This window comes from Agrobacterium vitis (genome assembly GCF_037039395.1).
In the GTDB taxonomy this organism is placed as follows: Bacteria; Pseudomonadota; Alphaproteobacteria; order Rhizobiales; family Rhizobiaceae; genus Allorhizobium; species Allorhizobium vitis_E.
Genome location: NZ_CP146242.1, coordinates 2,521,047 through 2,534,603 on the forward strand (window position 1 = coordinate 2,521,047; position 13,557 = coordinate 2,534,603).

At 59.4% G+C, this 13,557-nt stretch carries 7 protein-coding genes; 4 read left to right on the forward strand and 3 right to left on the reverse strand.

Translation table 11 applies throughout. From position 1 onward, the window contains the following. Positions 1-664: 664 nt before the first annotated feature. Positions 665-5,386, forward strand: a complete 4,722-nt coding sequence (gltB, locus tag V6582_RS14175; protein ID WP_156631837.1) for a glutamate synthase large subunit — start codon at positions 665-667, stop codon at positions 5,384-5,386. An 87-nt stretch (positions 5,387-5,473) separates the two neighbouring features. Next, a complete protein-coding gene (locus tag V6582_RS14180; protein WP_156631838.1) occupies positions 5,474-6,928 on the forward strand; it encodes a glutamate synthase subunit beta in 1,455 nt (484 codons plus the stop codon). 80 nt (positions 6,929-7,008) lie between these two features. Here V6582_RS14180 and V6582_RS14185 read toward each other — a convergent pair whose 3' ends face one another. Beyond that, entirely contained in the window at positions 7,009-8,235 is a 1,227-nt protein-coding gene (locus V6582_RS14185) for an SGNH/GDSL hydrolase family protein (protein ID WP_349508876.1), read from the reverse strand. Between the two features lie 45 nt (positions 8,236-8,280). Beyond that, entirely contained in the window at positions 8,281-9,498 is a 1,218-nt protein-coding gene (locus tag V6582_RS14190; protein WP_156634507.1) for a lytic murein transglycosylase, read from the reverse strand. A 257-nt stretch (positions 9,499-9,755) separates the two neighbouring features. Here V6582_RS14190 and galU point away from each other — a divergent pair, with 257 nt between their 5' ends. Next, positions 9,756-10,643, forward strand: coding sequence for a UTP--glucose-1-phosphate uridylyltransferase GalU (gene galU / locus V6582_RS14195; RefSeq protein ID WP_015917091.1), 888 nt, complete (start codon positions 9,756-9,758; stop codon positions 10,641-10,643). A gap of 56 nt (positions 10,644-10,699) precedes the next feature. On the opposite strand, the gene V6582_RS14200 is transcribed toward galU, so the two are convergent. Further along, positions 10,700-12,211 (reverse strand): outer membrane beta-barrel protein, encoded by a 1,512-nt coding sequence (locus V6582_RS14200; RefSeq protein WP_349508877.1) that lies wholly within the window; start codon positions 12,209-12,211, stop codon positions 10,700-10,702. Between the two features lie 191 nt (positions 12,212-12,402). Here V6582_RS14200 and V6582_RS14205 point away from each other — a divergent pair, with 191 nt between their 5' ends. Beyond that, a complete protein-coding gene (locus V6582_RS14205) occupies positions 12,403-13,398 on the forward strand; it encodes a KpsF/GutQ family sugar-phosphate isomerase (RefSeq protein WP_156634505.1) in 996 nt (331 codons plus the stop codon). The last annotated feature ends 159 nt before the right edge of the window (positions 13,399-13,557 follow it).

Genomic DNA, 13,557 nt, shown 5'->3' on the forward strand with positions numbered 1-13,557 from the left:
GGGTCATTGAAAATGACTCTTGGTATTCCCTTTGCAAATATCTCAAGCGTTTGCTGCATTTGAGATGTTTGCAATGCTTTCAAGGCGAGAATGCGTGAGCATGTCAGAGACTTGATATAATGAGACCCTAACGATTTTACCGCCGTGTTCAATCCGGTCCCATAGGCCGTCACAGGCCGGACCGATTATCACCAGCGCGATTGTCTTCGTATTCACCTCTCCAGATCGGTTTCCTGCGCAAATGCGACGGCGGACGAAAGAATCATGCGGTAGATCGCGAAAAAAGACAGATTCTGTCGCGCCACCACCCGGCTTTTTAAGCCGATGGCTTGCGAAGCTGATTTGTTTCTGCCATATAGTTTGCAGAAATAGGTCAATGAAACTGACATATTTTCGGAAATCGAGTGGCAGGTTTTGGTTTTCTAGGCCTTTTGTCCTGGCTCTCTTGCGCTATACTCACCGGGATATCTGCTTTTGCAGCGGTCGAGAGAAGCTGTGCAGAAAGGTCAGGTTTGTGACCTGTTTTGCACATGGCAAGCGGGGCGCCTTTAAAATCCGGCCCCTGGTTTGGGCAGCGATGAGCCCCGTCGGTATTCGATTTTGTCAAATAGCTGTGTGCCGGATCGGATAGTTTCGACCGGACGGTTCAACTGGAGGGAAAACGATGACGCAGATGATGCCATCCGAAGCAATCGTGGCGGCCGATGCGACGCAGGCGAACGCCGGTGCCGCTACGGTAAAGCGTTATGGTCTTCCGCAAAAGCAGGGCCTCTACGATCCGCGCAACGAGCATGATGCCTGCGGCGTCGGCTTCATCGCCCATATGAAGGGCGAGAAGTCGCATCAGATCGTCCGCGACGGCCTGTTCATCCTTGAAAACCTCACCCATCGCGGCGCGGTCGGGGCCGATCCGCTGATGGGCGACGGCGCCGGCATTCTGGTGCAGATCCCGGACCGGTTCTTCCGTGAGGAAATGGCCGCTCAGGGCGTCATCCTGCCCAAGGCTGGCGAATATGCCGTCGGTCATTTCTTCTTCCCCGCCGACGAAGAGCAGATCGCGCATTTCAAGAAGGTGATCACCGATATCTGTCTGGCCGAGGGCCAGCACCTGCTTGGCTACCGCGACGTACCGGTCGACAATTCCTCGCTGTCCAAGGCCCCGGACATTGCCGCCACCGAGCCGCGCCATATCCAGGTGTTCATCGGCGCTGGCCGCGATGCCGCCAGCCAGGATGCTTTCGAGCGTCGGCTGTTCCTGCTGCGCAAGGTCATTTCCAACCGGATCTATGACGAATTCGGCGGCCAGGAAACCGGCTTCTATCCGGTGTCGCTGTCGTCTTCGACCATCGTCTACAAGGGCATGTTCCTCGCCTATCAGGTCGGTGCCTATTATAAGGATCTCGCCGATCCGCGCTTTGAATCGGCTGTGGCCCTGGTGCATCAGCGCTTCTCCACAAACACCTTCCCATCGTGGAAGCTGGCGCATCCTTACCGGATGGTCGCCCATAACGGCGAAATCAACACGCTGCGCGGCAATGTCAACTGGATGGCCGCCCGCCAGGCGTCGGTCTCTTCGCCGCTGTTCGGCGATGACATTTCCAAGCTTTGGCCGATCTCCTATGAAGGCCAGTCGGATACCGCCTGTTTTGACAATGCGCTCGAATTCCTGATCCGTGGCGGCTATTCCATGGCCCATGCGGTGATGATGTTGATCCCGGAAGCCTGGGCTGGCAACCAGCTGATGAGCAAGGAGCGCAAAGCGTTTTACGAATACCATGCAGCCCTGATGGAGCCATGGGACGGTCCTGCCGCCGTGGCCTTCACCGATGGCCGCCAGATCGGCGCGACGCTGGACCGCAACGGCTTGCGTCCGGCCCGCTATCTGGTGACCGATGACGACCGGATCATCATGGCGTCGGAAGCCGGTACATTGCCGGTGCCGGAAGAGAAGATCGTCAAGAAGTGGCGTTTGCAGCCGGGCAAGATGCTGCTGATCGACATGGAAAAGGGCCGGATCGTTTCCGATGATGAAGTCAAGTCGGATCTGGCCGGAAGCCTTCCCTACCGGGAATGGCTGGATCGTACCCAGTTGATCCTTGAGGACCTGAAGCCGGTTGAGCCTCGGGCGCTGCGCCGCGACGTGTCGCTGCTCGACCGTCAGCAGGCCTTCGGTTACACACTCGAAGACACCCGTATCCTGATGTCGCCGATGGCGACGACCGGCCAGGAAGCCATTGGCTCGATGGGAACCGACACGCCGATTTCGGCCATGTCGTTGAAGTCGAAGCTGCTTTACACCTATTTCAAGCAGAACTTCGCCCAGGTCACCAACCCGCCGATCGATCCGATCCGCGAAGAGCTGGTGATGAGCCTGGTATCCTTCATCGGCCCGCGCCCGAACATTCTCGACCATGAGGGGGCTGCCCGCGCCAAGCGGCTGGAAGTGCGCCAGCCGATCCTGACCAATGGCGATCTCGAAAAGATCCGCTCCATCGGCCATACGGAAGACCGGTTCGACACCAAGACGCTCGACTTCACCTATGATGTGGAGCGGGGCGCCGAAGGCATGCCTGAAATGCTCGACCGGCTCTGCGAGCGCGCCGAAGCGGCAGTGCGTGGCGGCTATAACATCATCGTGTTGTCGGACCGCCAGATCGGCCCGGACCGCATCGCCATTCCGGCGCTGCTGGCAACGGCTGCCGTGCATCACCATCTGATCCGCAAAGGCCTGCGCACCTCGGTCGGCCTGGTCATCGAGACCGGCGAGCCGCGTGAAGTGCATCATTTCTGCTGTCTGGCGGGCTATGGCGCGGAAGCCATCAACCCCTATCTGGCCTTCGACACGCTGCTGGACATGCACAAGCATGGCGAATTCCCCAAGGAAGTCGATGCCAGCGAAGTGGTCTATCGTTATATCAAGGCGGTCGGTAAGGGCATTCTCAAGGTCATGTCCAAGATGGGCATTTCCACCTACCAGTCCTATTGCGGCGCGCAGATTTTCGATGCCATCGGCCTGAATTCCCAGCTGATCGATCAGTATTTCTTCGGCACAGCCTCCAACATCGAAGGCATCGGCCTTGCCGAGATTGCTCAGGAAACGGTGGCGCGCCATCACTCCGCTTTCGGCAAGGACCCGATCCTGGCGACTTCGCTGGATATCGGCGGCGAATATGCCTACCGTCTGCGTGGTGAAAACCATGCCTGGAGCCCGGATTCGATTGCTTCGCTGCAACATGCGGTGCGTGGCAATTCCCAGGAGCGCTACCGCGAATTCGCGGAAATGGTCAATGAGAGCGCCCTGCGGATGAACACCATTCGCGGTCTGTTCAAGATCAAGAAGGCAGCCGATCAGGGACGCCAGCCGATTTCGGTCGATGAGGTCGAACCAGCGGCTGATATCGTCAAGCGTTTCTCCACCGGCGCCATGTCGTTCGGCTCGATCAGCCGCGAAGCGCATACCACGCTCGCCATCGCCATGAACCGGATCGGCGGCAAGTCCAACACGGGTGAGGGCGGCGAAGAGAGCGACCGCTATCTGCCCCTGTTCAATGGTTCGCCCAACCCGGAACGCTCTGCCATCAAGCAGATCGCCTCTGGCCGGTTCGGTGTGACCACCGAATATCTTGTCAATGCCGATATGCTGCAAATCAAGGTGGCGCAGGGTGCCAAGCCCGGCGAGGGCGGACAATTGCCCGGCCATAAGGTGGATGCGACGGTTGCCAAGACCCGGCATTCCACGCCAGGCGTCGGACTGATTTCGCCGCCGCCGCATCACGACATCTACTCCATCGAAGATCTGGCACAGCTGATCTACGACCTGAAGAACGTCAATCCGGCTGCCGATGTCTCGGTCAAGCTGGTGTCGGAAGTCGGTGTCGGCACGGTGGCCGCCGGTGTTGCCAAGGCCCGCGCCGATCATATCACCGTGTCCGGCTTCGATGGCGGCACGGGTGCCTCGCCCCTGACCTCGCTGAAACATGCCGGCAGCCCTTGGGAAATCGGCTTGGCCGAAACCCAGCAGACGCTGGTGCTGAACGGCTTGCGCTCGCGCATCGCGCTTCAGGTCGATGGCGGTTTGAAGACCGGCCGCGATGTTATCATCGGCGCATTGCTCGGTGCCGACGAATTCGGCTTTGCCACCGCACCGCTGATTGCGGCTGGCTGCATCATGATGCGCAAGTGCCATCTCAACACCTGCCCGGTTGGCGTCGCCACCCAGGACCCGGTTCTGCGTAAGCGCTTCAAGGGAACGCCGGAACATGTCATCAACTACTTCTTCTTTGTCGCGGAAGAAGTGCGCGAAATCCTCGCCTCGTTGGGCTTTGCCAAGCTGGATGACATTATCGGCGCCTCGGAACTTCTGGAAAAGAACGACATGCTGGCCCATTGGAAGGCCGAGGGTCTCGATTTCTCGCGGATCTTCCACAAGGTCGATGCGCCCAAGGAAGCCACGTACTGGACGGCGCGCCAGCATCATCCGATCGAAGATGTGCTGGACCGTAAGCTGATCGAAAAGTCGATGCCCGCGCTGGAATCCAAGCAGCCTGTGGTGTTCGATGTCGATATCAAGAATGTCGACCGCTCAGCCGGTGCCATGCTGTCGGGTGAGCTTGCCAAGCGCTGGGGCCACAAGGGTTTGAAGGACGACACGATCCACGTGACGCTGAACGGCACGGCTGGCCAGTCCTTCGGGGCGTTTCTGTCGCGCGGCATCACCTTCGATCTGGTGGGTGACGGCAATGACTATGTCGGCAAGGGTCTGTCCGGTGGCCGGATCATCGTGCGTCCGCCGGAAAATGCGCGGATCGTCGCGGAACACTCGATCATCGTCGGCAATACCGTGCTCTACGGCGCCATTGCCGGGGAATGCTATTTCCGCGGCGTGGCAGGCGAACGGTTCGCGGTACGCAATTCCGGCGCAATTGCCGTTGTCGAAGGTGTCGGTGACCACGGCTGCGAATACATGACGGGCGGCGTGGTTGTGGTGCTGGGCGAAACCGGGCGCAACTTTGCAGCCGGCATGTCGGGCGGCGTCGCCTATGTCCTCGATGAACAGGGCGATTTCGCCAAGCGCTGCAACATGGCGATGGTGGAACTGGAGCCGGTGCCGGAAGAAGATGACATGCTGGAAAAGCTGCATCACCATGGCGGCGACCTGATGCACAAGGGTCTGGTGGACGTGTCGGAAGACATGACCCGCCATGACGAGGAGCGGCTCTACCAGCTGATCTCCAACCATCTGCATTATACCGGGTCCAACCGCGCCAAGCAGATCCTCGACAACTGGGCCGATTACCGTCCGAAATTCCGCAAGGTCATGCCGGTCGAATATCGCCGGGCGCTGGAGGAAATGGAACGGATGCGCATGGGCGTTGCCGCCGAATAATTCGCCACCGCGCGATCCCGGATGCCGGGATCGCGATCACGCATGGCATGTCCGTGCAGTTGCAGGCTCATTGAGTAGGACGAGAATATGGGCAAGGTTACAGGTTTCATGGAAATCGACCGGCAGGTGGCGAAGTATCAGCCGGCCTCCGACCGCATCCGGCATTTCCGCGAATTCACCATTCCGATGTCGGAACCGGAAGTACAGAAGCAGGCAGCGCGCTGCATGGACTGCGGCATTCCCTATTGCCACGGCCCGACCGGCTGTCCGGTGCATAACCAGATCCCCGACTGGAACGATCTGGTCTATAACGGCAAGTGGGAAGAGGCGATCCGCAACCTGCATTCCACCAACAACTTCCCTGAATTCACCGGTCGCGTTTGCCCGGCTCCTTGCGAGGAGGCTTGCACGCTGAACCTCGAGGATGCGCCGGTTTCGATCAAGACCGTTGAGCAGGCAATCGCCGACAAGGCCTATGAGCTGGGCTTCATCGTGCCGCAACCGGCCACGATCCATACCGGCAAGAAGGTCGCGGTCATTGGGTCTGGACCATCGGGCATGGCAGCTGCCCAGCAGCTTGGCCGCGCCGGGCATGACGTGCATGTCTATGAGCGCGAAACCAAGCCGGGCGGTCTGCTGCGCTATGGCATTCCAGATTTCAAGATGGAGAAGAACTTCATCGACCGCCGCGTCGAGCAGATGAAGGGTGAAGGCGTGACCTTCCATTGCGGCGTCAATGTCGGCGTCGATGTAACGGTGGAAAAGCTGTTGGCCGATTACGATGCCGTGCTCTATTGCGGCGGCTCGGAAACCCCGCGTGAAGCCGGTATCCCCGGTGTCGACCTGCACGGCGTCTATGATGCCATGCCCTATCTGGTTCAGCAGAACCGCCGGGTGGGTCGTGAAAACATCGACAGCGTTGGCTGGCCCTCCGAGCCGATCATTGCCGGTGGCAAGCATGTCGTGGTGGTCGGCGGCGGCGATACCGCATCCGACTGCGTTGGCACGGCTTTCCGCCAGGGCGCTGTGAAGGTCACCCAGCTCGACATCCGTCCGCGTCCGCCGCAGACCGAAGACAAGCTGGCCGTCTGGCCGTTCTGGGCCACCAAGATGCGTACCTCCTCCAGCCAGGCCGAAGGCGCTGTGCGCGAGTTCCAGGTGGGAACACTCGGATTCGTCGGTGAAGACGGCATGCTGACCGGCGTCAAATGCTGCCAGGTGGATGACCGTCGCCAGCCAATCGCTGGTTCGGAATTCATCATCAAGGCTGATCTCGCCTTCATCGCCATCGGCTTTTCCGGCCCCTTCACCGACAGCGTCGTCAAGGAATTGGACGGCAAGCTGGACCTCAATACCGACCGGCGCGGCTCCACCAACGTTATCGCCAATGACAAGGACTACCGCACCTCCGTCGATAAATTCTGGGCAGCCGGCGACGTGCGCCGTGGCCAGTCGCTGGTGGTCTGGGCCATCCGCGAAGGCCGCCAGGCGGCTCGCGCCATTGATGAAGCCCTGATGGGCACGACGGTTTTGCCGCGGTAAGGCGTGTGGCAATCAGATAAGGGATTGTTTGAACATGAAATCGAAGGGCCGGGTAACCGGCCCTTTTCCGTTGTTGGATATCATTGTCCCGGCACGACCAAATTTATATTTGGCGTGGACACCAGCCGGTAATCGTCCACCCGGCCTTTCGGCGGTTCGGGCATGATGCCGGTCGAGACCAGCAGGTCGCGGGGCGAGGGGGGTGTTTGGGGGGCGGGTTTTTCAGCGCCGCCCAACAGGTGCTCTGCGCCATCCAGCGCCGGATCGGATATTTTCATGGGCGGAATACGGTCGGGGCCGTCAAGCTGTTCTGGCCCGGTCAGGTCGGGCAGGCTGGTCGCATCGAGCCGCACCAGGCCGGGGCTTGCCATGTCGCCCAGGAATTTGCGGGCGGATTTTTCCAGATAGAAAGCCATCTTGCGCTTGCCGGCATCGGTCATGCTGATGCCATCGGGGCCGCGCAACCGGGCCTGCTGGCCGTTGATGTCGGAGCCGGTCAGCACGAAGCCGCCATCCGCATCGACGAAGCCGTCCCAGATGTCGATGAATTCGCCGCCTGCCGCTTCCGCCGCCTTGCGGTAGAGCGCGTTGAACTTGATCAGGTCTGCCGACATGCTTGGTGATTTGACCGGCGGCAGGCCGACCCAGATCAGCGGGACCTTCTTTGCCGTCACCAGCTTGGCAATGGTGTCGATCCGCTTTTGATATTCGGCAAACCAGGCGTCGGAGGGAAAGCGCTGATCGCCGCCGCCTGGTGTCATCTGCTGGCGGTCATTGGCGCCAAGCTCGACGATCACCAAAGCCGGTTTCGTCTCCTCCAGCATTTTCGGCAATTGCCGCCGCCAGTCGAAATAATCATCCCGCACCAGGCCGGAAGAGCCGTTGCTGCGGGTCTCGATGACCGTGCCGGGCGCATCGGCAAAGGCCTGTTGCAAGCCATCGCCGATGGCGCTGGCAAAGAAATCGCCGACAACAAGGATTTTCTGGGCATTGCCGATCTTGGCGGGAGCCGCCTCCTTTGGCGGGGCTGAAACCGGGACAGGACGTGTCCGTGCCGGAGTGGCCGGAGCAGCGGCGGCGGCAGGTTTCTTGCGGCTGCGCGGCCCTGCCGGGCGCGGCGCGGCCGGATATTGCCGTTCATAGCGGCTGTCGTCCGAACGGCTGCCGAACAGCATGTCGAGCAGCGTGCGGCGGCGGGGATAATCCTGCGCCAGGGCCGGGCTAACGACGCTTGTCGCAGCCACGACGATGGCAAACGCAAAGGTCACATGTCGCCGCACGATCCGGCCTATGTCTTCACCAGGCATGAGCAGTCTTCCCGTCGCGGCCCGTCAATCGCCGATCGCTCCCAATCAATGCCGCCTGAGCATTTCCAGCAGCGACTTCGAGGGTTCGCCATCGCCCTGCATGCCCAACCGTTGCTGGATGGCGGAAATCGCCGCTTTCGAGCCGGAGCCGAAATTGCCGTCCACTTCGCCATTATAATAGCCAAGGGCCTTCATCCGGGTCTGCAACTCGAATTTTTCCTTGATGTCCAGCGTGCCGTCCGGACGTGGCCATTTCTGTTGCATTCCACCATAACCGGCGATTTCGTCGGCAAGAAGACCGACGGCCAGCGCATAGGTATCGGCGGCATTGTATTTCTTGATGGTGAAAAAGTTGGATGTCATCAGGAAGCCCGGACCGTTGGCACCGGCCAGCAGCTTCAACTGCGCCCGCTCTCCAGGGTTGCGGAATGCCTTGCCGCCGGGGCGGGTGAAGCCCAGCTTCTGCCACTGGGCCAGCGTCAGCGTCTTGCCGGCATATTTGCCAGCCCCCGCAGGCACCACGGCCTCATAGCCCCAGGTCCGTCCGCTGTCCCAGCCGTTCTTGGCCAGAAGATTGGCCGAGGTTGCCAGCGCATCGGGAATGGAATTCCAGATATCCTTATGGCCATTGCCATCCGCATCGACCGCATACAGCAGGTAGCTGGTCGGGATAAATTGTGTGTGGCCCATGGCGCCCGCCCAGGAGCCGGTCATTTCCTTTGGGCTTACATCGCCGTTTTGCAGGATTTTCAACGCGGCGATCAGCTGTTTGCGGGCAAAACCGGCGCGCTTGGGATCGGCATAACCAAGGGTGGCCAGCGCCTGCGGCACGTAATGCAGCCGGTCGTCCTTGGCGAGAACCGCGCCGTAATTGCTTTCCATCGACCAGATCGCCAGCAGGATGTGGCGGTCAACACCGAAATATTTTTCCAGCGAGGCCAGCGTGCGGCCATGCTTGGCCAGCATTTCCCGACCGATCTTCACGGTGTAAGGATTGACGCGGCTATCGAGGTAATCCCAGATGTCAGACTTGAATTCCGGTTGATAGGCCGCCTTGCGCAGCACATCGGCATCCGGGTCCTTGATACCGGCAAAGGCGCGGTTATAGGTTTGCGCACTGATGCCCGAGGCGGCAGCCGTGGGATAGAAATCCCGGATCCATTTCTGAAAGCCGGCATCGGCATGGGCATGAAGCGGCGCAAGGCTCGCCATGAGGGAAAAGGCAAGCGCGCGAAGATGGCGCGAGGCGCGTTCTCTGGTCATTGGCATTCTCGTCCGTTCAGCTGGCTGTTGTCTCATCTGCTTATGCTGGTCGATACCGCCTGGTTGTGGCGGTGGGGCAATACCGGGCTGGAATTGCACAGGCATGGCCAGTCTTGATCAGTGTATGACCATAGTCTCAACAAATTCTTTACCAATTTACCAAAATCGCAAACGGATTTGCAATTCCGTTGCAATTCTTTAGTAATCGGCGTTTGTGCGATTGAATGCATATGTGAAAAATCCTCCAGGAGGGATGTGTGGGACAACTGAAAAAAATTCGTAAAGCCGTGTTTCCGGTTGCTGGTCTTGGAACTCGTTTCCTGCCCGCCACCAAGGCCGTGCCGAAGGAAATGCTGACCGTTGTCGACAAACCGGTCATCCAATATGTGGTGGATGAAGCCGTTGAAGCCGGGATTGAGCATTTCGTGTTCGTCACCGGACGCGGCAAAGGCGTGATCGAAGATTATTTCGATATCCAGTACGAGCTGGAACAGACACTGAAATCCCGAAACAAGAATGCAGAACTGACGCTGCTGTCCGAAATCCTGCCCAAGGCAGGCGCCACCAGCTTCACCCGTCAGCAGGAGCCGCTGGGTCTCGGCCATGCCGTGTGGAGCGCTCGCGAAATCGTTGGCGACGAGCCTTTCGCCGTATTGCTGCCCGACATGATCATGCGCGGCGAGACAGCCTGCATGAAGGGCATGGTCGATCTCTACAACAAGGCTGGCGGCAATATCCTCGCCGTTGAGGAATGTGCGCCTGACCAGGCGCATAAATACGGCATCGTCGGTGTCGGCGAAACGCTGGATGGCGGCTTCAAGATCACCGAGATGGTGGAAAAGCCAGCCAAGGGCACGGCGCCCTCGAACTTCTTCATCAATGGCCGCTATATCCTGCAGCCGGAAATCTTCTCGATCCTGGAAACCCAGGAACGCGGCGCCGGCAATGAGATCCAGTTGACTGATGGAATGCTGAAACTGGCCAAGATCCAGCAATTCGCCGGTTATCATTTCAAGGGCGAAACATTCGACACGGGTGCCAAGGACGGGTTCATTCTCGCCAATGTCGCCTTCGCCCTGTCGCGTCCCGATCTTCGCGGTCTGGTGGAAGAGCCGATGAAGGCGCTGCTGGCTGCTTTGAAATAAGCGTTTTTCAGCAGAATGACATTTTCAAACGCCGTGCGTCCAACGCGCGGCGTTTTTTATCGCCTCAGCTTGAGGCCTATGCCTGCCGTCAGGGTCTTGTCGTCGGAACTGCTGTCACTGGTGGATTTTTCCCAGGTGAGATCGGCGGTGAGATCCAGCCAGCGGTTGACCTTGTAAACCAGCCCGCCACCTGCCGTGTAATACATGCCCGTACTCAGGCTGCCACCGCGATAATTGCGCCAGGTGGTGCCACCTGAAAGCTTGGCGATCAGGTTGTCGCGCAATTCATGGGTGACGACGGCCGTCAGCGCATAGGCGACATCGCCGCTGACGCCTGCGGTGGTGGACGGTTCAATGGAGGTAGCAAGACCCAGATCGACATTGGTGCCGCGCAACGGTGACCATGCGACATTGCCATCAACGGTCATCGCGCCCATATCCTCCAACCGCGTGTCGTCGAAACTGGCGAGCTTATAGCCAAGAGCGATTTCGCCGCGCAGCTTTTCGCCCATATCTGAGCTGATCCCGGCCTTGGCGCCGTAGATATTGCCGGAACGGCGGTAGCCTGCGCTGTCCTCAGTCTGGTCATAGCGGGTCTTGCCAGCGGAAACCTCGACAAAGGGTGTCAGCGCCGGGGAGATTTCATAGCCGAGCCGCGAAGACAGGGTGACGGCATTACGGTTTCGGTCGGAATTGGACAGCATGCTGCCATTGGCAAGCTTGGCATCAGTATAGACCCAGCGTTCGAAATCCAGCCCGACCGAGCCTTTCAACGGACCAAGCTGCCGTTCCAGCACAGCACCGGCGCTGAACTGATTGACGCCGGATTGCACCGAGGCATTGCGCACGGCATTGGGATCGGTGGTGCTTTCGCGGCTGAAACCATAGCCCGCGGTCAGCCGGGCGGCGATGTCATCGGCAAAATCCAGTCGTAATGCGGCATCGACGCGCCCGGAGGGGTCGCTGTCACGGTCGCCGGCAATGTGCTGACGCCATTGTCCGTCGCCGGTAATGACCAGTTGATGGCGTGACCAGTCGGAGGTCAGCGTACCCTTCAGCCCATTGTCCCAATAGGTGGTGTTCTGCTTGTCGCTGCCGGTTGATTTGCGCTCGGTGCTGATCCCTTGCGACAGTTCCGGCCTGAGAATCATCGTGCCAACATGAATGCCGGTGCCGTCATCCTCGGTTTTGCGCAGTTGACGCCGTTCATCGACCGGCGATTCTCTGAGGTTGATGCGGTTGGCATCCAGCGCGTCATTGGTGATCCGGCGGAAACTGTCGGTATCAAGCGTGTCTTCGCTGGTATCCGACTTGGTTTTGGTTGATGACGTAGCGGTGCCTGTTGCCGTCGTGTCGGTGGTTGTTGCCGAGTTGTCGGTGCTGGCTGTAGAGCCGCGCAGGGTCGCAAGGCCCGCGCTTTGCTCAGTCGATCCCGACGTCAACTGCTGGGAGAGGGCAGGACCCGCCCCAGCCGCGACCAGACACGCTGCCAGCAGGCCAGCGGACACCATCGGGCAAAAACCCGCGCTGTGCTGCCGATCAGGGGAATGGGTCTGGCTGTCCGTCATTGCGGCCTGTTGAAATCTGTCTTTCGGCGGTGATGCCATTACCGAAAGGTAAATTCCCATGGTTAATTATTCGTTGCGATCAACGATTTGCACAGGTCAGCTTGCCAGAAACACCGGCCAGTCGTCATTTCTTACAGACTGTAGGCAAGGGTGAATGGACAGTTAAGTTCATTAGCGCTATGGACATTGCCATGAACAAGCTGGCTGTAAAACTCGTGGAAGCAAGCGCCATCAAGGCTGCATTGCGTGTCGTCGCTACCGAACAAAGCGGGCTGGCGGCTCTGGAAGAGGCTTTGGCAGGGTATCTTGCCGGACCGTTTTGCAACGCGATCGATGTTATCGGCAAAAGCTCAGGCCGGGTGATCGTCTCTGGCGTCGGCAAAAGCGGCCATATCGGCGGCAAGATTGCGGCGACCTTTGCCTCGACAGGCACACCGGCTTTCTTCATCCATCCGGCGGAAGCCAATCACGGCGACCTCGGCATGATTGCCCGTGACGACGTGGTGATCGCCCTGTCGTGGGGCGGCGAAAGCACCGAGCTGAACGGCATTCTGTCCTTTACCCGCCGGTTCTCCATTCCGCTGATCGCTATTACTGCTGGTGAGCAGTCCACTTTGGCGCGTGAAGCCGATATCGTGCTTTTGATGCCCAAGGTGCAGGAAGCCTGCCCGCATGGCTTGGCGCCGACCACCTCCACCATGATGCAGATGGCGCTGGGCGATGCACTGGCCCTGGCACTGCTGGAAGCGCGTGGCTTCGGACCAAACGATTTCAAGACCTTCCATCCGGGCGGCAAGCTGGGCGCGATGCTGACCCATGTCGGTGATATGATGCATATCGGCGAGGACGTGCCGCTGGTGCCGGAAGGTACCTCTGTGCCGGAAGCCATTATCATGCTGTCGCAGAAGCGTTTTGGCTGCGTCGGCGTGACCGACAGTACCAATCGCCTGGTCGGCATCATCACCGATGGCGATATTGCCCGTAACCTCAACCGCAATCTCGGTGAGCGGATGGTGGAAGAGGTGATGACCCGTCATCCAAAGACGGTACACACCGAAACACTTGCTACGACTGCTATGGCAATCCTCAATCAGCACAACATTTCGGCGCTGTTTGTGACAGATGAAGACGGTGTGCCCAATGGCATTATCCACTTCCATGACCTGCTGCGGATTGGTGTGGCTTGACGAGTGAGTGATAGCGTCGGAAGGTTCATACTGAGCCCATGGGCGTAAGAGTTTGAGTATCTCGGCTCCGCCGCCCCCTCATCCGGCTGCCGCCACCTTCTCCCCGCTGGGGAGAAGAGGGATAGAGCCAACAGCGTATTCGGATATCCTTTTTCGGTG

What these genes read in the sequence shown, in the direction of transcription:
- V6582_RS14190 (WP_156634507.1), bottom strand. Translation starts at nt 9,498, where the DNA reads ATGACCAGAGAACGCGCCTCGCGCCATCTTCGCGCGCTTGCCTTTTCC.
- V6582_RS14185 (WP_349508876.1), bottom strand. Translation starts at nt 8,235, where the DNA reads ATGCCTGGTGAAGACATAGGCCGGATCGTGCGGCGACATGTGACCTTT.
- gltB (WP_156631837.1), top strand. Translation starts at nt 665, where the DNA reads ATGACGCAGATGATGCCATCCGAAGCAATCGTGGCGGCCGATGCGACG.
- V6582_RS14180 (WP_156631838.1), top strand. Translation starts at nt 5,474, where the DNA reads ATGGGCAAGGTTACAGGTTTCATGGAAATCGACCGGCAGGTGGCGAAG.
- V6582_RS14205 (WP_156634505.1), top strand. Translation starts at nt 12,403, where the DNA reads ATGAACAAGCTGGCTGTAAAACTCGTGGAAGCAAGCGCCATCAAGGCT.
- V6582_RS14200 (WP_349508877.1), bottom strand. Translation starts at nt 12,211, where the DNA reads ATGACGGACAGCCAGACCCATTCCCCTGATCGGCAGCACAGCGCGGGT.